Annotated in this window: 21 protein-coding genes; 9 read left to right on the forward strand and 12 right to left on the reverse strand. The window is 69.0% G+C overall.

Going from position 1 to position 19,299, the window contains the following annotated elements:
- Positions 1-26: 26 nt before the first annotated feature.
- From ABY42_RS07520 to ABY42_RS07550, 7 genes are all read right to left on the reverse strand, one after another.
- A complete protein-coding gene (locus ABY42_RS07520; RefSeq protein ID WP_008093441.1) occupies positions 27-332 on the reverse strand; it encodes a hypothetical protein in 306 nt (101 codons plus the stop codon).
- A gap of 130 nt (positions 333-462) precedes the next feature.
- Positions 463-1,866 carry a DUF4397 domain-containing protein gene (locus ABY42_RS07525; protein WP_050459086.1) on the reverse strand — a complete coding sequence of 468 codons (1,404 nt, stop codon included), beginning with the start codon at positions 1,864-1,866 and terminating at the stop codon, positions 463-465.
- Between the two features lie 189 nt (positions 1,867-2,055).
- Positions 2,056-2,508: a hypothetical protein gene (locus ABY42_RS07530; protein ID WP_004976910.1), complete on the reverse strand. Its 453-nt coding sequence runs from the start codon at positions 2,506-2,508 to the stop codon at positions 2,056-2,058.
- A gap of 54 nt (positions 2,509-2,562) precedes the next feature.
- Entirely contained in the window at positions 2,563-3,048 is a 486-nt protein-coding gene (locus tag ABY42_RS07535) for an acyl-CoA thioesterase (RefSeq protein WP_004976908.1), read from the reverse strand.
- Between the two features lie 60 nt (positions 3,049-3,108).
- Positions 3,109-3,552, reverse strand: a complete 444-nt coding sequence (locus ABY42_RS07540) for a bifunctional nuclease family protein (RefSeq protein WP_004976905.1) — start codon at positions 3,550-3,552, stop codon at positions 3,109-3,111.
- Between the two features lie 81 nt (positions 3,553-3,633).
- Positions 3,634-4,254 carry an ArsR/SmtB family transcription factor gene (locus ABY42_RS07545; RefSeq protein ID WP_004976902.1) on the reverse strand — a complete coding sequence of 207 codons (621 nt, stop codon included), beginning with the start codon at positions 4,252-4,254 and terminating at the stop codon, positions 3,634-3,636.
- 63 nt (positions 4,255-4,317) lie between these two features.
- Positions 4,318-5,646, reverse strand: coding sequence for a glycerate kinase type-2 family protein (locus ABY42_RS07550; RefSeq protein ID WP_050459087.1), 1,329 nt, complete (start codon positions 5,644-5,646; stop codon positions 4,318-4,320).
- Between the two features lie 53 nt (positions 5,647-5,699).
- Here ABY42_RS07550 and ABY42_RS07555 point away from each other — a divergent pair, with 53 nt between their 5' ends.
- A complete protein-coding gene (locus ABY42_RS07555) occupies positions 5,700-7,379 on the forward strand; it encodes a TraB/GumN family protein (protein WP_050459088.1) in 1,680 nt (559 codons plus the stop codon).
- Complete coding sequence (locus tag ABY42_RS07560) at positions 7,376-7,999, forward strand: zinc metalloprotease (protein ID WP_004976894.1); 624 nt, start codon at positions 7,376-7,378, stop codon at positions 7,997-7,999. The genes ABY42_RS07555 and ABY42_RS07560 overlap by 4 nt, the downstream gene beginning before the upstream one ends.
- Before the next feature lie 492 nt (positions 8,000-8,491).
- On the opposite strand, the gene ABY42_RS07565 is transcribed toward ABY42_RS07560, so the two are convergent.
- Positions 8,492-8,728: a hypothetical protein gene (locus ABY42_RS07565; RefSeq protein ID WP_004976891.1), complete on the reverse strand. Its 237-nt coding sequence runs from the start codon at positions 8,726-8,728 to the stop codon at positions 8,492-8,494.
- 405 nt (positions 8,729-9,133) lie between these two features.
- Between ABY42_RS07565 and purM the strand changes: the two genes are divergently transcribed.
- Positions 9,134-10,108, forward strand: a complete 975-nt coding sequence (purM, locus tag ABY42_RS07570; protein ID WP_050459089.1) for a phosphoribosylformylglycinamidine cyclo-ligase — start codon at positions 9,134-9,136, stop codon at positions 10,106-10,108.
- A gap of 72 nt (positions 10,109-10,180) precedes the next feature.
- Entirely contained in the window at positions 10,181-11,485 is a 1,305-nt protein-coding gene (locus ABY42_RS07575) for a cytochrome P450 (protein WP_082220645.1), read from the forward strand.
- Positions 11,486-11,575: 90 nt separating this feature from the next.
- On the opposite strand, the gene ABY42_RS07580 is transcribed toward ABY42_RS07575, so the two are convergent.
- On the reverse strand, positions 11,576-12,115 hold the full coding sequence (locus ABY42_RS07580; protein WP_004976886.1) for a CBS domain-containing protein: 540 nt from the start codon (positions 12,113-12,115) through the stop codon (positions 11,576-11,578).
- 165 nt (positions 12,116-12,280) lie between these two features.
- Positions 12,281-12,640 (reverse strand): DUF555 domain-containing protein, encoded by a 360-nt coding sequence (locus ABY42_RS07585; RefSeq protein ID WP_004970698.1) that lies wholly within the window; start codon positions 12,638-12,640, stop codon positions 12,281-12,283.
- A gap of 340 nt (positions 12,641-12,980) precedes the next feature.
- Between ABY42_RS07585 and ABY42_RS19780 the strand changes: the two genes are divergently transcribed.
- Together ABY42_RS19780 and psmB are read left to right on the forward strand one after the other, a co-directional pair.
- Positions 12,981-13,154, forward strand: a complete 174-nt coding sequence (locus tag ABY42_RS19780; protein WP_004063248.1) for a hypothetical protein — start codon at positions 12,981-12,983, stop codon at positions 13,152-13,154.
- 149 nt (positions 13,155-13,303) lie between these two features.
- A complete protein-coding gene (gene psmB, locus ABY42_RS07590) occupies positions 13,304-14,035 on the forward strand; it encodes a proteasome endopeptidase complex subunit beta (protein ID WP_004976882.1) in 732 nt (243 codons plus the stop codon).
- A gap of 94 nt (positions 14,036-14,129) precedes the next feature.
- Here psmB and ABY42_RS07595 read toward each other — a convergent pair whose 3' ends face one another.
- Both ABY42_RS07595 and ABY42_RS07600 read right to left on the reverse strand, forming a co-directional pair.
- Positions 14,130-14,507 carry a hypothetical protein gene (locus ABY42_RS07595; protein WP_050459091.1) on the reverse strand — a complete coding sequence of 126 codons (378 nt, stop codon included), beginning with the start codon at positions 14,505-14,507 and terminating at the stop codon, positions 14,130-14,132.
- 108 nt (positions 14,508-14,615) lie between these two features.
- Complete coding sequence (locus ABY42_RS07600) at positions 14,616-16,145, reverse strand: hypothetical protein (protein WP_050459092.1); 1,530 nt, start codon at positions 16,143-16,145, stop codon at positions 14,616-14,618.
- 118 nt (positions 16,146-16,263) lie between these two features.
- Here ABY42_RS07600 and ligA point away from each other — a divergent pair, with 118 nt between their 5' ends.
- The 3 genes from ligA (at position 16,264) to ABY42_RS07615 (ending at position 19,252) form a co-directional block, all read left to right on the forward strand.
- Positions 16,264-18,021, forward strand: coding sequence for an ATP-dependent DNA ligase LigA (gene ligA, locus ABY42_RS07605; RefSeq protein WP_050459093.1), 1,758 nt, complete (start codon positions 16,264-16,266; stop codon positions 18,019-18,021).
- Between the two features lie 71 nt (positions 18,022-18,092).
- Positions 18,093-18,443: a hypothetical protein gene (locus ABY42_RS07610; RefSeq protein ID WP_004976874.1), complete on the forward strand. Its 351-nt coding sequence runs from the start codon at positions 18,093-18,095 to the stop codon at positions 18,441-18,443.
- A gap of 101 nt (positions 18,444-18,544) precedes the next feature.
- Positions 18,545-19,252 carry an MBL fold metallo-hydrolase gene (locus ABY42_RS07615; RefSeq protein WP_004976872.1) on the forward strand — a complete coding sequence of 236 codons (708 nt, stop codon included), beginning with the start codon at positions 18,545-18,547 and terminating at the stop codon, positions 19,250-19,252.
- Positions 19,253-19,299: the final 47 nt, after the last annotated feature.

The raw sequence follows: 19,299 nt of genomic DNA on the forward strand, positions 1-19,299 counted from the left end.
GTCCGACGCTGACGGCGGCTATCGGTTTAATCCCACGTAATCCACAGGAGGACCGCCAGCGCCACCGCCTGGAGGACGTGGACGCCCATCAGCACCCGCCACGCCGCGGCGGGAACGGCGGTGGCGAACCAGACCGACAGCGTCGGGTCCACGAGGTAGTAGTACAGCGCGAAGAGGCTCTGCGCGAGCAGAAAGACGCCGAAGACGACGAGGCCGAGCGCGTGTTTCGACCGGAACAGCAGGTAGTTCCGCCCCCAGATTCCGAGCAGGACGACGAGGAACACCGCGCTCGCGCCGAGCGCGAACCGCGCGGCGTCGACCAAGACGCTCATGGCCGCCGCTGGGCGCGAGGCGGTTCACGTCGTCGGGTTCGCATCGGCGTCATTCGTTCGGGAGGTGGTTCGCTCGAAACCGGCGTCGGAGCGGGGGCGACGGCAGGGCGGGTGGGCGGCTCGCTCCGGGTCAGTTGTCCGCGACGACGCTGAGGTCGAACGCGGCGTCCGCCGGCTCGTCGTCGGGCGTCAGGTAGCCGAGCGCGATAGCGGTGTACGCGCGACCGCCCTCGACGGTGACGTCGAACTCGGCGACCACGTCGCCGTCGTTCGACTCCGTGTCGCCCCGAATCTGGAGCGTGTAGTCCCCGGCGGGGACCTCGACGGTCGCGGCGTCGCCGAAGGCCGCGCCGTCGACGAGAGCGTCCCCGGAGCCCGCGACGGTCACGTCGACCGCGGGCGCGTCCGGCGAGGCGTGTAGCACCCGAACGCGGGCCGCGTCGTCAGCGGGGGCCGAGCGGTCGTCTTCGAGGAGGGAGACGGCGAAGCCGTTCTCGGCCGCCGAGTCGAGTTCGCCGAGCGCCGCGGCGGTGTACGCGCCGGCCGCGAGGTCGAGCGTCTCGTCGAAGACGACCGTGTCGGGCGCGTCGGTCGCGCGAATCGTCACCTGGTGGGACCCGGCGGTCAGCGCGAGGTAGTCGCTGACCGCGCCGAACGGCACGTCCGAGAGCGCGACCGCGCCGTCGACGAGCACGTCGACGTTCGGCGCGTCCGGCGAGAGGTGCGCGGCGCGGAGGGACACGTCGCGCTGGACGAGCCCGCCGCCGCCGGACCCGGCGTCGACGACCGCGACGGGCCGGAACGCCTCGTCGGTCGGCTCGTCGTCGGGCGTCAGGTAGCCCGCCGCGAACACCGTGTAGACGGTGCCGCCGGCGAGTTCCACGTCGAACTCCGCGACCGCGTCGCCGTCGTTCGACTCCGTGTCGCCCCTGACCTGGAGCGCGTAGGTGTCGGCCGGCACCTCGACGCTGCCGGACTGGGTGAACGACACGCCGTCGAAGAGCACCGTGTCGCCGGCGGTCACGTCGACCGCGGGGGCATCGGGCGAGGCGTGGACCACGCGGACCCGGGCCGTGTCGTCGTCCGGGAGCGACACGTCGTCTTCGAGGACGAGCGGTTCGAACGTCTCCTCGGTGAGTTCGCCGACCGCGGCGACGGTGTAGGTCGCCTCGGCGACGTCGAGGTCGCCCTCGAAAGCGACCGTGGACTCGTCGCCGGCGGCGGTGACTTTCACCGTCCGGGTCCCGACGGGAACCGAGAGGTAGTCGCTGACCGCGCCGAACGGCACGTCAGAGAGGGCTACCGAGCCGTCGACGTACACGTCGACGTTCGGCGCGTCGGGAGAGAGGTGGGCGACGCGGAGCATCGCCGTCTCGGGTTCCGGCGTCGGTGTCGGGGTGGGAGTCGGAGTCGCCGTCGTGGTCGTCTCCGTCTCGTCGTCGGTCCCGCCGCCGCCCATACAACCTGCGAGCCCGCCCGCGATGGCGACGCCACCGAATCCACGGAGTACGTCGCGGCGTTTCATGTTCGTCATAGCGACGAGAGATGAGAGCGGCGATTGGAATATCACCGTTTTCCCAAATTCAGCCACAATGCTTCCAGAAATATGTCTTTCCTACGTGAATGTCAACATATAACGTCGTTATTTTGTGAATTTTCGGAACCGAGCTCCAAGCGGCGTCGGAGTCGGCACGGAAGCCAACGAAGGGAGGGGAGACCGGCCTCAGAAGTCGGGCAGGTCGTCGGGCGCTTCGTACTCGGACTCCCAGTCGATGTAGTCGTCTTTGAGCACGTCGCACACGTCCTGTCCGAGTTCGGTGAGGCCGGCGTTGATAGACGACACCTCGCCCCACGAGGTCAGTTCGGGGTGGAGTTCGCGCTCCTTCCAGTCCTCGGGGATGCCCGGCGCGTGGTAGCCGACGCGGTCGGCGAAGTCGTCCCAGAAGAAGTCGAAGTGGGAGAGGAGGTCGAGGTCGAGGACGATTTCCCACTGCGCCTCGGTGACGGGCGTCTCCGCGGCCCACGCCTCGAAGGCGTCGGCCCACGCGCCGGCTTCGAGGAAGTCCTCCAACTCGGCGCGCTTGAAGTCGGCGTCGGCCGCCACCTGCGCGTCGTCGTACTGGTTCGGGTCGACGGTCGGGAGCGACGGCGGGTCCGGAACGGGAACGTCGAGCATGGTCGCCAGTCGGTCGCCGTCCGGGAAAAGGGTTCGGCGCTGACGCCAGTTTCCTCAGTTCTCCATGCGCTCGATGACGGATTCGAGCTGTTCGGCGCGGGCGGCGACCGCCTCAGCGCGGAGCTCCGCTTCCTCGTCGGTCTCGCAGACGAGTCGGGGGACCGGCGTCGGCTTCCCGTCGTCGTCGAGCGCGACGAACGTCAGGAACGACGTGGTCGTCTTCCGGAGTTCGTCGGTCTTCGGGTTCTCGGCGTGCACGTCGACTTTCACGTCCACGCTGGTTCGGCCGACGTTGAACACGTACGCCTCCATCACGGCGACTTCGCCGAGGTCGATGGGGCTGATGAAGTCGACGTGGTCCATCGACGCGGTGACGCACTGGCGGTTCGAAAAGCGCATCGCCGCGATGGCCCCGCAGATGTCCATCCAGTGGAGGACCGCCCCACCGAGGGCTCGCCCGAGGTTGTTGGTGTCGTTCGGCAGGAGGAGTTCGGTCATCTCGGTGCGCGACTCGTCGAGCGTCGCGGTGGATTCGCTCATGCGAGCAGGGTCGCGCCGAGGGGGCTTGAAATCGTGGGGCGCGGCGGCGACGGCCCCGGTTCACTCCTCGAAGTCGGCGTCGAACGCCTCGGGCGACTGCCCGGCGGCGTCGAGCACCTCGTCGGAGATGAGAATCGGACAGTCCACGCGGATGGCGAGGGCGATGGCGTCGCTCGGGCGGGCGTCGAAGACGAACGTCCGCGCCTCGCCGTCGTGGTACCGCTCGGCGTCGACCTTGGCGAGGAACGTGCCGTTCGAGAGGTCGTCGATGCGGATGCTGTCGATGGCCCCGCCGAACTCGGTCACCATCTCGACCAGGAGGTCGTGGGTCAGCGGGCGCTCGAACTGCTCGCCGGAGAGCCCGAGCTGGATGGCCTGAGCCTGGTCCGACGTGATGACGATGGGCAGGAACTCGTCGCGCGCTTCGAGGACAACCGCCGGCACGTTCGAGCCGTCTTCGCCGACGCCGACCCCGATACCGCGGACCACGGCACGGTGTTTCATGCTATGCTGTAGTTGGCCGGAGTACGAATAGTTACCCCAGAACGAGTCGCCGACCCGGTCGCCGTCGCTCCCCGTGAGCGCTCAGCGTCGGGCGAACTGAACGGCCGCGATGACGAGCAGGATGGCGAGGCCGCCGGCGAAGAAGGCGAGCCCCGGCGGGATTCCCTGCGCCGCCGCGGGCGCGGCCTCCGCGGCCATCGTCGAGACCGTCCCGGCGTCGGCGGACTCCGCGGCACCGCCGGCACCGCCGAGAACGCCGAGGCCCCGCGACGCGACCCACTGGACGAACGCCGAGAGCAGGCCCAAGACGGCGACGCCGCCGAGCAGGCTCGTCAGCATGGACGCCAGCCCCGTCCGCGTCTCCTCGCCGGCGGCGACGACGACCAGCGGCCTGTCGGCGGGCGCGTACACCTTCATCTCGCGGCCCTTCTCGGAGTAGACGGTGTCGACCACCTCGACGAGGCCCGCGTCGTCGAGCTTTCGGAGGTGGTACTGGACGTTCTGAAGCGACGTGTCGACGCGTTCCGCGAGGTCCGCGGCGTTCGTCGGCTTGTCGTGGAGCGCGGCGAGCACGCGGCGGGCCGTCTCCGACGAGAGCGCCGAGAGGAGGTCCGACGCCTCGTCGTCGTCGAGTCCGATGACCCGCGGGGAGGATTCGTCCGCGGCGGAGGTGTCGGGAGTGGAGGGCAACAAACCGGCCATGGGGGTGAGTACTCCGCCGGAGGATACAAACCTGTTGTCCGTCGCCCGCGGAACTGTCGGCGCTCAGACGCCCTCGCCGACCACGACGACGCGCAGGTCGTTGACGTTCGTCCCCGTCGCGCCGGACTCGACGAGCGCGCCGGCCTCCCGAAGCACCGGGAGCGCGTCGTTTCTCGCCAGCGCGTCGTGGGCGTCCCCGGCGTCGACGGTCGACGAGTCCACGACCGCGCCCGCGACCTCCGTCCCGCCGTCTTTCCCGTCGCTGTCGATGCTGGCGAGGACGGTCTCCTCGGGGAGTTCGGCGGCGGCCGCGAGGCAGAATTCGAGGTTCGGCCCGCCGTCGCCGTCCCCGCGGACCGTCACGGTGCACTCGCCGCCCGAGAGGACCACGGCGGGCGCGGAAATCGGGTTCCCGGTCGCGAGCGACTCCTCCGCGACGGCGACGTGGGTCTTCGCGGTCTCGCGCGCCTCGCCGCGCACGCGAGAGGAGAGGACGAGCGGGTCGTAACCGCGGTCCGCAGCCACCTCGCGGGCGGCGTCGAGCGCGGTGAACGTGTCCGCGAGAACGTGGTTCGTCACCCGGTCGAACACCGAGTCGCCGGGTTTCGGCGTCTCCGGGATGTCGCCGGCGGAGCCGCGGGCGAGGCGCGTGCGGACCGATTTCGGCACGTCGAGGTCGAAGCGGTCCAGCACGTCGAGGGCGTCGTCGTAGGTCGTCTCGTCGGGCGCGGTCGGGCCGGAGGCGATGACGCCGAGGTCGTTTCCGACCACGTCCGAGAGGACGAGGCCGACGACCGTCGCGGGGGCGGCGAGCCGTGCGAGGCCGCCGCCTTTCAGCGTCGAAACGTGCTTTCGGACCGCGTTGAGGTCGTGAATCTCCGCGCCGCTTTCGAGCAGCCTGTCGGTCGTCTCCTGCAACTCGGCGAGCGAGATGCCCTCGGCGGGTGACGGGAGAACCGCGCTCGCACCGCCCGTGATGGCGGCGAGGACGAGCGTGCGGTCGTCGAGGTCGGAGATGAGGTCAACGAGCCGCCGGGTGCTCTCGACGCCGCGCGCGGAGGGGACCGGGTGGTCGCCGGGGAGTCGCTCGATGCGCCCGTCGGGGCTCGGCGTCGGGTCGGGCGTCACGACGACGCCGTCGTCGATGCGGTCGCCGAGGACGGCTTCGAGGGCGTCTGCGACGCCGTCGCCGGCTTTGCCCCCGCCGACGACGAGGATGCGGTCGTAGGCGGTCAGGTCGTAGGTCTCGTCCGCGACGGTCAGGGCGTCGCCATCGAGCGACACCGACTCGCGGACGACGCGGTCGGGGAGGACGGCCTCGACGCCGGCCTGCAGGCAGTCGATGGCCGTCTCGTGGGCGGGCGTCGGGGTGTGCGCGTCGAAATCCTGCATAGTTCGTGGGAGATGCCGACACGGATAAAAACCGTGGGGCGGTAAACCCGGCGATGAACGATTCGTCGCCCGGCGAGGGTCACGTCCGCGTCGTCGGCACGGCCCACGTCTCGGCCGACAGCGTCAGAGAGGTCGAAGAGACCGTCAGGGAAGAGCGTCCCGACGTCGTCGCGGTCGAACTCGACGAGGGTCGCTACCGGCAGATGAAGGGCGGAACGCCCGATGACATCGAAGCGCGCGACCTGCTTCGCGGCAACACCGTCTTCCAGTTTATCGCCTACTGGATGCTCTCGTACGTCCAGTCGCGGATGGGAGACAAGTTCGACGTAAAGCCCGGCGCGGACATGCTCGCGGCGGTCGAGACCGCCGAAGACGAGGGCCTCGACGTGGCGCTCGTCGACCGCGACATCCAAGTCACCATCCAGCGCTTCTGGCGGCGGATGGGCACGCTCGAAAAGGTGCGCATGGCCGGTGACCTCCTGTTCGGCGTCGCCGACGCCCGCGGGGTCGGCGCGGTGTTGGGCATCGCCGTCGGCGTCTTCCTCGGGCCGCTCGTCGGCCTGTTCGGGGGCGCGGTCGGCGTCACCGACCTCCTGTTGACGCGCACCGCGACCGCCGCGGTCATCGGGGCCGCGTCCGCGTACCTGCTCTACACCGCCGCCTCGTTCTCCCTCGACGGCGACGACGCGGTTCTCGCGGGGCTCGGCGGCGGCGCGGCAATCGGTATCGTCGCCGGCTTCGGCCTCGGACTCGGCACCGGCCTCGTCTCCGGAATCCTCGGGAGCCTCGGCACCGCCATCGTCGGGAGCCTCGTCATCGGCGTCCTCGCGGGCGTCGTCGTGGGCGTCACCGCCGGCGCGGTCCTGAACACCTTCGGCCTGTTCGTGCCCGCCGAGGGCGACGCCGACTACGAGGAGTTCGACATGGCCGAACTGACCGACGGCGACGTGGTCTCGGCGATGATGGAGGAGTTCCGTCGGTTCAGCCCCGGCGGCGCGGAGGCGCTCATCGACGAGCGCGACGCCTACATCGCCCACCAACTCGTCGCGCTCCGGCAGTCCGGTCGGCACGTCGTCGCCATCGTCGGCGCGGGCCACCGCGAGGGCATCGAGAACTACCTCGCACACCCCGAGACGCTCCCGCCGATGGAGTCGCTCGTCGGCGTCGCGGAGAAGGACGGCTTCCCGTGGGGGAAACTGCTCGGCTTCGGCGTCACCGCCGTGTTCATCGCCTTCTTCGTCCTCCTGGCGATGGCCGGCGTCGGCAACGAGCGGCTCTTGACCATCTTCGGCGCGTGGTTCCTCATCAACGGCGTGTTCGCCGCCGCGCTCGCCAAGGTCGCCGGCGCGCGGTGGACCTCCGCCCTCGTCGGCGGCCTCGTCGCGTGGATGACCTCCATCAACCCGCTTCTCGCGCCCGGCTGGTTCACCGGCTACGTCGAACTCCGACACACGCCGGTCAACGTCGGCGACATCGGCAAACTGAACGAACTGCTCTCCGACGAGGAGACGCCCATCGTCGAACTCGTCGGCCAGATGTTCGACGTGCCGCTGTTCAAGCTCATCATGGTCGTCGCCATGACGAACATCGGGAGCATCATCGCGAGCTTCCTCTTCGTCACCTACGTCATCCCCGTCATCGCCTCCGACCTCGGCGGCGTCGCGGGCGTGGCGAACCTGATGTTCGAGGGCGCGCGTAACAGCGCCGACCTCATCTGGAGGTCCCTGACGTGAACGTCTCCTTTTCCTCGCGCGAACTCCGCGACCTGCTCGTCGCGTGGGTCGCGCTCGGCCTCGCCTTCGCCATCTTCTTCGCCGGCGGCGGCAACCGAACCATCCAACTGCTGACAAGCGGGTCGTTCGGCCTCGCGCTCGTCGTGAGCCTGCTGACGGCCGGCGTGGGCTTCCTCCTCCACGAGGTCGCACACAAGGTCGTCGCCGTCAGGTTCAATCAGGTCGCCGAGTTCCGCGCCGACTACGGCATGCTCGCAGTCGCCATCATGAGCGCGCTCGTCGGGTTCATCTTCGCCGCGCCCGGAGCGGTCTACCACCGCGGCGTGCTCACCGAGCGCGAACACGGCCTCATCGCCCTCGCGGGCCCGGTGACGAACCTGCTGCTCCTCGTCGCCTTCGCGCCGGTGCTCGTCGTCGGCGTCCTCGTCGGCTCCGACGTGGTCCAACTCGTCGGCTCTCGCGGGCTCATCATCAACGCCTTCCTCGCGGCGTTCAACATGCTTCCCTTCGGGTCGCTCGACGGCAAGACGGTCAAGGCGTGGAGCACGCCGGCGTTCGCCGGCGTGCTCGTCCTGTCTGTTCTCCTCACGGTCGGTCTGTTCCTGTTCGTCGGGTTCTGACCCACTGACGGGGATTCGGGGCGGTTCCGAGATTCGGGACGGCTCCGAAATTCGGTTGCTGGACCGTCCCGCTTCGACTTCTCCGCCACGTCCCCGAAGCGACAACCGATAGCTGCGGCGTCACGCGGGCGGCGGCCCCGGTTCACCGAAGCGGCGAAAGCGGGAGACCGGAAGGAACTGCCGAGGCGTACGGGTTCAACGGATGAAACAGACGAGGGGGAACGACCCGGCGGGGGACGGGGTCTGCGGGAACGAACGGAGAGAAGAGGGGACCGCGCGAGTGCGACGGGAACAGGTCGGGCCGTCGAGGTTGGAGTTGGAGTTGGAGTCGGCGTCGGAGTCAGGTTGGGCTGGGTTGGGCCAGTGTCAGGTGGGCTGGTTTGCGGGCGGTTCGCGGTCGGGCAGGGGGTGCTGACGCGCGCCGTGGGGAGGGGAAAGCGTCGGCGGGGAACCGAGACGAATCCGGGTTGGTCGTACGCGTCGGGGTCGCGGTTACTGCTGGCCGTGGTCGCGCCCGAGAACGAGCGCGACGGCGTGGACGGCGATGAGTCCGGCGAAGAGGGGGAGTTCGCCGGCTGAGAGACCGCCGCTGAGGACGGGCAGGTACGCGAGGGGCAGCGCGACTGCCGACCAGAACGCGACGGTCTCGAGGGGGGCGTACGCGAGGCGGCCGATGGTCGATGCGAAGTCGAGCGCGATCGAGTCGGTCGTGGAGGGGATTCCGGACATCGTCACTCCTGCATACGACGGGGACCATCATATAAGGGGCCGAGCGTTACCGTGAATTCGCTTCTTTTTCGACTGTTCAGACCCGGCTTAGGGCGAACATTCTTCTTTCGTAACGTTTTATGAAGGCACCAGAAGCGCCGAGAAATTTTATACTGTCCTCTGGTGCTTTTTCGCAAATATTGCAAAAGTTATAGATTATTCAACACAATCGGCTCGGAGAGCCGTCGATTAGGAGGGTCGTAGCGGGGGTCGTCAGAGCGTGCGCGCGACCGGCAGGATGTGAACAACCGAAGGGGCGACCGCCGGTGCGACCGACGACCGACCGGCGGCGAACGCTCACTTATGCGAGAACGTGTATGATTCGTACCCTGTGATTTTATATTTCGGCCTATCTCGTACACGAACATGACGAACGACGACTCCGAAGGGATGACCTACGCCGACGCGGGCGTCGACATCGAGGCGAGCGAGGCCGCGACCGCCGCGCTCGTCGCGCAGGTCGGCGGCGGGTCGGGCGACTACGCCGGCCTGCTCGACATCGGCGACCGCTACCTCGGGCTCGCCACCGACGGCGTCGGCACCAAACTGCTCGTCGCCGAGGCGCTCGGCGACTACTCGACGGTCGGCATCGACTGCATCGCCATGAACGCCAACGACCTCGTCGCGGCCGGCGTCCGGCCCGTCGCGTTCGTGGACTACCTCGCGGTCGACGCGCCCGACGAGACGTTCGCCGAGCAGGTCGGACAGGGCCTCGCCGCGGGTGCCGAGGAGGCGGACATCGAACTCGTCGGCGGCGAGACGGCGGTCATGCCCGAGGTCATCAACGGTCTCGACCTCGCGGGCACCTGCGCCGGACTGGCGAAGAAGGACGCTATCTTCCCCGGGGAGGCCGAGGAGGGCGACGCGCTCGTCGGCTTCCCGTCGTCGGGTATCCACTCGAACGGACTCACGCTCGCCCGCAAGGCCGCCACGGCCGACGGCGACTACGACGACGCGTGGGACGGCGACGACTACGACACCGTCGGCGAGGCGCTCCTCGAACCGACGCGGCTCTACACCCACCTGCTGGACGACCTGCGCGCCGCCGAGACCAACGCCGCGGCCCACGTCACCGGCGGCGGCTGGACCAACCTCGAACGCATGGGCGAGTTCCGCTACGTCGTCGACGACGCCTTCGACCCCCAGCCGGTGTTCGAGTTCGTCCAGGAGCGCGGCGGCGTCTCCGACGAGGAGATGCACACGACGTTCAACATGGGCACCGGCTTCGTCGCGGCCGTCCCCGAGGCGAACGCCGAGGCGCTGGTCGAGGCGACCGACGGCCGCGTCATCGGCCGCGTCGAAGCGGGCGACGGCGTCTCGATTCGCGGCCTCGACCTCTGAGCGCGGATAGCTTGTCAAATCGAACTGTTCGATTAGAAGCACTATTTTATCGATGTTCGCCATAGTGGAGGTGTGACTTCACCGCCACCGACACCGAACGGCCTCCCGCTCGTGGGCCACACCGTCGGCTTCGCGGCCGACCCGTTCGGCTTCGTCGCCGACCTCCTCGCGGACCACGGCGTCGAGGACGCGGTCGGACTCGACGTGGTCGGTATGGGCGACCTGTACGTCCTCGCCCACCCCGACCACTTCGAGCGGGCGTTCGTGACCGACCGCGATACCATCGTCAAGGGCGGCGAGTTCGAGGCCGCCTTCGGCGACGCCGTCATCGCCGCCGAGGGGGACGAGTGGCGGCGACAGCGCGACGAGCTAGAGCCGTTCTTCCGCTGGGAGCGGGTCGACGAGTACGCGTCCGTGATGCGCCGGCAGGTCGAGCGCCGCCTGCGGACGTGGCCCGACTCGGGGACGCTGTCGCTCGAAGCCGAGATGAAGTCCGTCACACTGGACATCATCTTCGCCACCATCCTCGGGCGGGAACTCGACCTCGACGGCGACCACCGAGTTCGCTCGGCCGCCGACGGCCTCAACGGCCGCTTCGCGCCCGCCTCGTGGGTGTTGCCGTCGTGGGTCCCGACGCCGAGCAGGCGTCGGTTCGACCGGGCCGACCGAGTCCTCCGCGAGGAGGTCAGAACGCTGGTCGAGACCGCCGACGAGGAGAGCCTGACGCGCCGACTCGCCGACGCGCTCGGGACCGACGCCGACTACCCGGCGACCGTCGAGTCGCTGGAGAACCAGCTCGTGGGCCTGATTTTCGCCGGCCACGAGACGACGGCGCTCGCGCTCACCTACGCGCTGTACCTGCTCGCGACGCACCCCGATGTCCGCGAGCGCGCCGCCGACGAGGTCGACCGCGTCGTCGGCGACGGCCCCGTGACCGCCGAGGCGACCGGGGAACTCCCGGTGCTCGAACGCGTCATCAAGGAGACGCTCAGGCTCTACCCGCCGGTTCACACGCTCCCGCGGGAGACGGCGAAGCCGTTTCCGACCGGCGACCGAGTCGTTCCGGCGGGCGCGGACATCCACCTCTCTGTCATCCGCATCCACCGCGACGACCGGTGGTACGACGACCCGCTCGCGTTCCGACCCGAGCGCTGGGACGGAGAGACCGACCGCCCCGCCTACGCCTACCTCCCCTTCGGGGCCGGGCCGCGGAGCTGTCTCGGGCGGGCGTTCGCGCTCACGGAGGCGAAAATCGTGCTCGCGACCGTCCTCCGCCACTTCGACCTCGGCTGGGGCGGCGACGGAGAGTTAGAAATCACGCCCGAGATGACGACCCAACCGAAGGGCGAAACGCCGCTCGTCGTCCGTCGGCGCTGAGTCCGTCGCGTGGGAGTGCCGGTGTTTCGCAGTTTCGCAGTTTCGGACGGCGGACCGCCTCCGGCGTCTCGCCGGTCACCGGACTCGACCTCAGATGTGGGCCGCGATGTCGGCCTCGGTGATGATGCCGACCGTCTCGCCGCCCTCGACGACGATGATAGCCGAGTTGTGGTCGAGGTAGACGCCGATTTCGTCCAGCGTCGTCTCGGGTTCGACGGTCGTGACGCCCTCGGACATGACCTCGTTGACCGGGCGGTCGGTCACGTCGTCCTCCTGGACGTGGCGGATGTCGGCGTTCGAGATGATGCCGAGCGGGCGGCCGTTCTCGATGACTGGCAGTTGGGAGAACCCGGCGTCGAGCATGATGTCGCGCGCCTCGCGGACTGAGTTGTCGGGAGCGACGCTCCGGACGGTCGTGTTCATGATGTCCTCCGCGCGCACGATGCGACCCTCAGCCTCGTCCAGCGCCTCGACGATGCGCCGGAGCGTCGAGAGGCGCGGGTCGACGTCGCCGCCTTCGATGCGGGCGATGAGCGGCTGGGAGACCCCGGCCATGTCGGCGAGTTTGCTCTGCGTCAACTCCAGGGAGTTCCGCCGTTCCCTGAGGTCCTGCGGCGTGGGGAGTTCCATGCCGGAGTGATAACCCGTAGTTATGAAAAAGTGTTCCGGTCGCTCATCGGGGCAGGGGTTCGCAGGCGCCGCGAAAATCGCTCGCTCGTGTCGGGCGGTCGCACCAAGTACACCGGTCGGTGCGGTTTGGCACGACCCGACGCGGCCGGGCGCGACGGCGCGGGGTTACTGGTCTTCGTCGGAGTCGAACTCGCGGATGTCGATGACGTCGAGGGGGACGTCGCGGAGCGCGCCGCCGACCTCGCTTTTGGCGATGCGGGAGGCGTGCTTCTCGCCGTCCGCGTTGAAAATCTTGATTTCGAGGAGCAGGCCGACGAGGGCGGTGTTGGCCGCGATGAACGCGGAGTCGAACGGTTCGCCACAGGCGGGACAGGGCGTCGCGCCGACTTCGACCTCGACGTACTCCTTGTCCTTCTGGTTGAGTCGCTTGCCGGCCTCGCTGACCGCGACGCCGATGGCGTCGTCGATGTCTTCTACGTCCCGGACCAACCAGGCCGCCTCCATCGCGACGAGATAGTTGCTCATACACACGTTACGCGCCGGTGGGGTTTCGTGTCTTGTGGTTCGAGCGCCGGGGCGCGTGGGATTCACACACCCGGGCCGCGAACCGACCGCGACGCGTCCGAATCCACGACACTCCCGTCCACGGACCGGAGCGCGCACGACCCGCGCATGCCACGGGGATTATCGCTATAACTTATGGAAAAGCGCTCCGCGGGTCACGCGCGTCTCACGCCGAATAGTCGGTCTAGTTGGTGTAGAGACAAGTGTACTTTAATCGATAGACAGCGTCGGGGTATCGCGCGGCCGGCTGAGAGAAGATTTATATACCGACACCTCCCGAGCCTCGACTGAGGACACGGTGATGATACCCCGCCTAACGAAGTACGTCCTGTTCGCCGCCTACCAGCTATCGGTCGCGATGGGCATCGCGCTGCTCCCCGTCGCGCTCGCCGCTCGCCGGATGGGTGTGACCCTCCCGATTCGCCGGCTCGTGGAAACGACCGGAACCGCCTACGAACGCGCCGCGGCTCGCTAAGCCGACTCGCGCGCCCTCCCTCCTCCCGACGGTACTTCCCGCGAGCGACCGCACCGCGCGGCCGCCGCCGACGCGCGTCTGACGCTTTGGCACCGGCAACGGCGAGGTGAAGGGTTGCATTTATCAGCGCCGAAGTGCAATCGCTGACAATGCGTACCCCGACTCACGACGAGTTCTCCGGCCGTCTCGACTCGCTGAACGGCGACCGCTCGAACGTGTTCGGTCCCGAGCTCGGCGAGTTCCCACACGCCGAGCGTCGCGCCGACTCGCTCGGAGACAAGGAGACGAAGACCGGAACGACCACCGTCGGTATCAAGACCGAAGACGGCGTCGTCCTCGCGACCGACATGCGCGCGAGCATGGGCTACATGGTCTCCTCGAAGGACGTCCAGAAGGTCGAAGAGATTCACCCGACGGGCGCGCTGACCATCGCCGGCTCCGTCTCGGCCGCCCAGTCGCTCATCAGCTCCCTCCGCGCGGAGGTCCGCCTCTACGAGGCCCGCCGCGGCGAGGACATGAGCATGCAGGCGCTGTCGACGCTCGTCGGCAACTTCCTCCGCTCGGGCGGGTTCTACGTCGTCCAGCCCATCCTCGGCGGCGTCGACGAGACCGGCCCCCACATCTACAGCATCGACCCCGCCGGCTCCATCCTCGAAGAGGAGTACACCGTCACCGGCTCCGGCAGCCAGTACGCCCTCGGTGTGCTCGAACAGGAGTTCGAAGACGGCCTCAGCATCGACGAGGCGAAGCAGGTCGCCACGAAGGCCATCCGCTCGGCGGTCGAGCGCGACCTCGCCTCGGGTAACGGCATCAACATCGCCGTCGTCACCGAGGACGGCGTCGACATCCAGCGCCACCAGAACTTCGAAGGCCTCGAATAAGTCGCCCGCAGTCGGCGGTTTCTCTTCGTTTTAACGAGCCGCGACCGGCTGGACTGGTCGGACTCCCGCGACCGAACCCCCGCGGAGAATCCGCTCACTCGTCGCCCGGAAGCGGCCGCAGGAGCCCGTACCACGCCCGGTAGCCGAGCACGCCGAGAACGCGCCCGAGTCCGAGGCTGTACCGGAACGACTCGGTTCGGGGGAGCAGCCGGCGCTCGACCGCGATACCGAGGAGGCTGACGACCAGCGCGCGACGTCGGCGCGTGCGAACCTTCCAGCTATCGCGGTCGTACGCCCACACCTGCCCGGCTCCCCACGCCCCGCCGACGGCGAGTCCGCCCGGCGAGAGCGGCGTCGGCTCGTACGACTCGTCGTCGCTGGAGCGGAGCAGACGGCGCATCGACACCATCCAGAGCGCGGTGAGAAGCGCGAGACCGAATTCGGCGACGGCTTTCGTCCGGCGGGAGACCATACGCGGCGTTCGAGCGGCGCGATAATAGTTATTTCTCCGACAAAAGTGCGTGAAGCCGAGACCGCCCCGCCGTCGTCGAGGCGCGCGGAGCCGGGTGCGCCCGCCGGCTCAGAACCAGTCGGCGAACGCGCCTTCGAGCAGCGAGTCGGACTGGCGCTCGACGTACTCGCGTTGCATCTCGCGGAGCGCCGTCTCGAAGTCGTCGGCGTCGTCGAGGGCGTCGCGGACGCGAGCGCGCTTCCAGTCGGCCGGCGTGACGCCCGTCTCGACGCGCTTGCGCAGGGGTTCGAGGTAGTAGTTGGCCTCCTCCTCGGAACAGCCCGCGAGCCGAAGCCCGTCGCGGGCGTGGACGAGCAGGTCCTCGTAGAGGTCCGCGCCGGTCACGTCGTCGCCGTCGACGTCTATCCAGCGCAGGTCGCCGTGGGGGCCCTCGCGCATCGCGGTGTAGAAGTTCTCCTCCGCGGTCTCCCAGTCGAGGTCGATGACGGGGTGGTCCAGTCGGGGGAGTCGCTCCATGAGTCCCGCGAAGGCGGCCTGGAACGCCACGGAGTCGCGGACGGTTGGCTGGCCCGCGATGGGGCGGAACTCGATGCGTGCGTTGGCCGACGAGCGGGACGCGCCGTCGAACACCGGACGGACCCACCGCCAGTAGGTGCCGTGTTTGCGGCGGAGCGTGGCGAAGTCGTCGTCGAAGCGGTCGCCGCGTTCGACCGACATGGGAACCATCGTGGAGTCCTCGACGACGCGGTCGACGGCGTCTTCGACGGTGTCGAGGTCGCCGGGGAAGGCGACCTTCTCGTGGTCGCCGGAGTTGAGCACCGACTCGAACACCGCGATGCGGTTTTCATCCCAGCCGTCGGCGAGAATCTCGTCGGCCGTCACGCCCCCGTCGTAGAGGTCGGCGGGGAAAAACGGCGAGTTGACGCCGAGCGCGAGAAGCGGCCCGGCGACCCGCAGCGCGTAGTTGAAGTGGTACGGCAGGTCGGCCGCGTGCGGGACCTGATAGTGCGGCTGGATGGACGTGATGAGCGCCTCGGGCATCACGGTGTCCGCTTCGAGCGAGACGTGCGGCGCGTCGAGCGTGAACGACTCCGGGGCGGTCGGCCCGTTGGCCATCGCGTGGTACCGCACGGAGTTGCTCATGTTCGTCGCGAGGCGGACGCCGCCGTCGGTGACGGAGTCTGTCAGGTACTCGCGGGCGCTCTCGCCGGCCGGCGGGATGCTCCACATCCCGTCGGAGACGAGGCGCATCCCCTCGGCGGCGGCGCAGTCGAGCGCGGCGTCGAGTCGGGCGCGGACCTCGGACTCCTGCGCGCGGAGCCCGTGGGGGTTCAGCGGCTGGGGGCTCGTGGTCATCTCGGCGTTGTGGAGCCCGAGTTCCTTCTCGAAGCCCATGAGCCCGAGCAGCCGGCGCGGGACCCGCATGAGCGCGTGCACGTCGTCTTCGCTCGCGGACCAGCGACCGTCGGAGACGGCGTAGAACTCGTACTCCAAGCCGACGATGGACTGGTGGTTGTCGAAGGTCCCCTCGCGCAGTTCGCGCTTGAGTACCTCGGCGTCGGCTTTCGCTTGCGCTTCGAACTCGGCCGCGTCGACCGCGAGCACGTCTTCGACGCGCTCTGCGAGGTCGTCGCTCATACCCGGCGTTCCGGCGTCGAACGCCTTCAACTTCCCGGCACCGCGGTCGTTCGGCAGCGAATCACATCCCCGACGACTGTCGAGACGCTTTTGCCCCGCGCGGAGATACCCACGGACGATGCAGTTCGCCGAGTTCGCCGCCCGCGCCGCCGAGATAGAAGCCGAGCCAGCGGACCTCGCGGTCGTCTCGCTCCTCTCAGACCTCTTTTCGGACGCCGGCGACGACCTCCCGACGGTCGCCCGGTTCGTCCAAGGCCGCGTCTTCCCGGCGTGGGACTCAACCACGCTCGACATCGGCCCGCGGCTCTGCCACGAGGCCATCGCCCGCGCGGCCGGTCCGAACGTCTCCGCCGACGACGTGGAAGACCGCCTCGCCGACCGCGGCGAAATCGGCGCGGTCGCCGCGAGCTACGACTTCGGCGGCCAGCGCGGCCTCGCCGCCTTCGGCTCGGGCGGTCAAGACGGCCTAACCGTCGCCGAAGTCGATTCGGAACTCCAGGCGCTCGCGGCCGCCTCCGGCTCGGGGAGCGAAGAAACGAAGCTCAAGACGCTCTACGGCCTGTTCAACCGGACCGACCCCGACGAGGCGCGCATCCTCGCACGGCTCGTCCTCTCCGAGATGCGCATCGGCGTCGGCGAGGGGGCCGTCCGCGACGCCGTCGCGGAGGCGTTCTTGGTCGACCCCGCGGACGCCGCCGCCATCCGCGACGACGACGCCGACGCGGAGACCGAAGCCGCCGCCCGCGACCGCCGGAACGAGGCCGTCGCCGCCGTCGCCCGCGCCCTACAGGTGTCGAACGACTACGGCATGGTCGCCGAACTCGCCCGCGACGAGGGCGAAGCCGGCCTCGACGGGGTCCGACTCGAAGTCGGCCGCCCCGTACAGGCGATGCTGGCGCAGGCCGGCACCGCCGCCGACGCGCTCGACGAGTGGGACGCCGCCGCGGTCGAGACCAAGTTCGACGGCGCGCGCGTGCAGGTCCACCGCGACGCCGACGGCGAGGTCTCGCTGTTCTCGCGCAACATGGAGGACGTGACCGGCGCGCTCCCCGAGGTGGTCGAGTTCGTCGCGGACGCGGTCGACGAGCCGGTCATCCTCGACGGCGAGGTCGTGGCGATGGACGACGACGGCGAGCCCCTCCCGTTTCAGGAGATTCTCCGGCGCTTCCGCCGCAAGCACGACGTGGGCCGGATGCGCGAGGAGGTCCGGGTCGAACTCCGGGCGTTCGACTGCCTGCACGCCGGCGGCGACGACCTCCTGACCGACCCGCTGTCCGACCGGCACGACCGACTGGCCGCGGTCCTCGGCGACGACTCGGCGGCCGTCTCCGACCTCCTCCTGACCGACGACGCCGACGAAATCGCCGCCTACGAGGCCGACGCCCTCGACGCCGGCCACGAGGGAATCATGCTGAAGAACCCCGACGCGACGTACTCGCCGGGCGACCGCGGGAAGAACTGGCTGAAACGCAAGCCCGACGTGGAGACGCTGGACCTCGTCGTCACCGGCGCGGAGTGGGGCGAGGGCCGCCGCGCGGAGTTCCTCGGGACGTTCCTGCTTTCGGCCCGCGTCGAAGCCGAGTCCGGCGACGACGCCTTCGAGACCATCGGCAAGGTCGCCACGGGCATCACGGACGAGGAGTTAGTCGAGTTGACCGACCTCCTCGAACCCGAAATCGAACGGGAGTCCGGCAAGGAAGTCGACATCCGCCCCTCGGTCGTCTTCGAGGTCGGCTACGAGGAGATTCAGGCGTCGCCGACGTACTCCTCGGGCTACGCGCTCCGGTTCCCGCGGTTCGTCACCGTCCGCGAGGACAAGACCGCCGAGACGGCCGACTCGCTGGAGCGCGTCGAGCGACTGGCCGACTCGCAGTGACCGGCGCTCGCCGCGGGTCGCCCAAAGAGATATAGTATCTGTGTGCCGACAGCTTCGGACGGTGGTCCTCCATGAATCTTGACGCCCTCTGGAAGCCGGTCGTCCTCTACACCGGCCTCCTCGGTCTGCTCACGGTCGGCGCGGTGTATCTCGCGACGCACTCGGGATTGTACATACTCGGGTTGACGGGAGCCGGCGTACTCCTCGTCGTACTCGGCGGCGGGGCCGTGGGACAGATGGGCCCAAGTAACGTCGAACACGCGGGCGAGAAGGGCGGGACGAACAGAGTCGTCTCGAACGCGGGGCTGTGGTCGCCCGTGGAGACGGACACCTCGCTCCGCCTCACCCTCCTGTTCTACGGGGCCGGGTTGTTCCTGTGGAGCCTCGTCGTGTTCGGCGTCCTGCGCGACACGCTCGTCTGAGTCGGGGGTCGCGCACCCGCCGCCCGACACTCGTCTCCGTCCGCATCGACCGCCTCGCCCCGAGAGCCGCGCTTTTTACCCCTCGGTTCGAGGTGTCGCGTATGACCATCAAACACGACGGCCTCGACGTGTCGTGGCTCGGCTACGCGACCGTCAGAATCGAGTCGCCCGACGGCTTCGTCGTCTACTTCGACCCCGGCCGCTACGGCGTCCTCGACGACTACTACGCCCGCGACGGCGACCTGATTTTGGTCACGCACAACCACCACTACGACTCCGACGCCATCGAGCAGGTCGCCGACGCCGACGCGACGGTCGTCGCCTTCGAGGGGGTCGACGCCGCGACCATCGACCGCGACGTGGTGCCGGTCGAGGAACTCCCCTACGAGACGGTCCGCGTCGGCGAGGAGGACCACCTCACCGTCGGCGAAGTCGACGTGTGGTCGCTCCCGGCGTTCAACGACCCCGACGGGCCGCATCTCCGCGACGGCGATATCGTCCACCCGCAGGGCTTCGGCTGCGGCTACCACATCTCGATCGCCGACCGGACCGTCTTCTGGCCCGGCGACTCCGACGTGCTCGAAGGCCACAAACACCTCGAGGTCTCGCTGTTTCTCGCCAACATCGGCGGTTCGGTCGTGATGGACCGCCACGAGGCCGCCGACCTCGCGGAGACGCTCGACCCCGACCTCGTGCTCCCGATTCACTACAACACGATTCCGCTTCTCGAAACCGACCCGGACGCCTTCGTCGTCGACGTGGCGAACCGCGGCATCCCGGTCGTCCTCGACGACCCCGACCAAGTCTGAGACGGCGAGGCGGACAGACGGACAGACGGACAGAACGATTTTGCCGC

Source organism: Haloferax gibbonsii, from assembly GCF_001190965.1.
Classification (GTDB): Archaea; Halobacteriota; Halobacteria; order Halobacteriales; family Haloferacaceae; genus Haloferax; species Haloferax gibbonsii.

Coding starts and splice junctions, on each gene's coding strand:
- ABY42_RS07520 (WP_008093441.1), bottom strand. CDS start 332: ATGAGCGTCTTGGTCGACGCCGCGCGGTTCGCGCTCGGCGCGAGCGCG.
- ABY42_RS07525 (WP_050459086.1), bottom strand. CDS start 1,866: ATGACGAACATGAAACGCCGCGACGTACTCCGTGGATTCGGTGGCGTC.
- ABY42_RS07530 (WP_004976910.1), bottom strand. CDS start 2,508: ATGCTCGACGTTCCCGTTCCGGACCCGCCGTCGCTCCCGACCGTCGAC.
- ABY42_RS07535 (WP_004976908.1), bottom strand. CDS start 3,048: ATGAGCGAATCCACCGCGACGCTCGACGAGTCGCGCACCGAGATGACC.
- ABY42_RS07540 (WP_004976905.1), bottom strand. CDS start 3,552: ATGAAACACCGTGCCGTGGTCCGCGGTATCGGGGTCGGCGTCGGCGAA.
- ABY42_RS07545 (WP_004976902.1), bottom strand. CDS start 4,254: ATGGCCGGTTTGTTGCCCTCCACTCCCGACACCTCCGCCGCGGACGAA.
- ABY42_RS07550 (WP_050459087.1), bottom strand. CDS start 5,646: ATGCAGGATTTCGACGCGCACACCCCGACGCCCGCCCACGAGACGGCC.
- ABY42_RS07555 (WP_050459088.1), top strand. CDS start 5,700: ATGAACGATTCGTCGCCCGGCGAGGGTCACGTCCGCGTCGTCGGCACG.
- ABY42_RS07565 (WP_004976891.1), bottom strand. CDS start 8,728: ATGTCCGGAATCCCCTCCACGACCGACTCGATCGCGCTCGACTTCGCA.
- purM (WP_050459089.1), top strand. CDS start 9,134: ATGACGAACGACGACTCCGAAGGGATGACCTACGCCGACGCGGGCGTC.
- ABY42_RS07580 (WP_004976886.1), bottom strand. CDS start 12,115: ATGGAACTCCCCACGCCGCAGGACCTCAGGGAACGGCGGAACTCCCTG.
- ABY42_RS07585 (WP_004970698.1), bottom strand. CDS start 12,640: ATGAGCAACTATCTCGTCGCGATGGAGGCGGCCTGGTTGGTCCGGGAC.
- ABY42_RS19780 (WP_004063248.1), top strand. CDS start 12,981: ATGATACCCCGCCTAACGAAGTACGTCCTGTTCGCCGCCTACCAGCTA.
- psmB (WP_004976882.1), top strand. CDS start 13,304: ATGCGTACCCCGACTCACGACGAGTTCTCCGGCCGTCTCGACTCGCTG.
- ABY42_RS07595 (WP_050459091.1), bottom strand. CDS start 14,507: ATGGTCTCCCGCCGGACGAAAGCCGTCGCCGAATTCGGTCTCGCGCTT.
- ABY42_RS07600 (WP_050459092.1), bottom strand. CDS start 16,145: ATGAGCGACGACCTCGCAGAGCGCGTCGAAGACGTGCTCGCGGTCGAC.
- ligA (WP_050459093.1), top strand. CDS start 16,264: ATGCAGTTCGCCGAGTTCGCCGCCCGCGCCGCCGAGATAGAAGCCGAG.
- ABY42_RS07610 (WP_004976874.1), top strand. CDS start 18,093: ATGAATCTTGACGCCCTCTGGAAGCCGGTCGTCCTCTACACCGGCCTC.
- ABY42_RS07615 (WP_004976872.1), top strand. CDS start 18,545: ATGACCATCAAACACGACGGCCTCGACGTGTCGTGGCTCGGCTACGCG.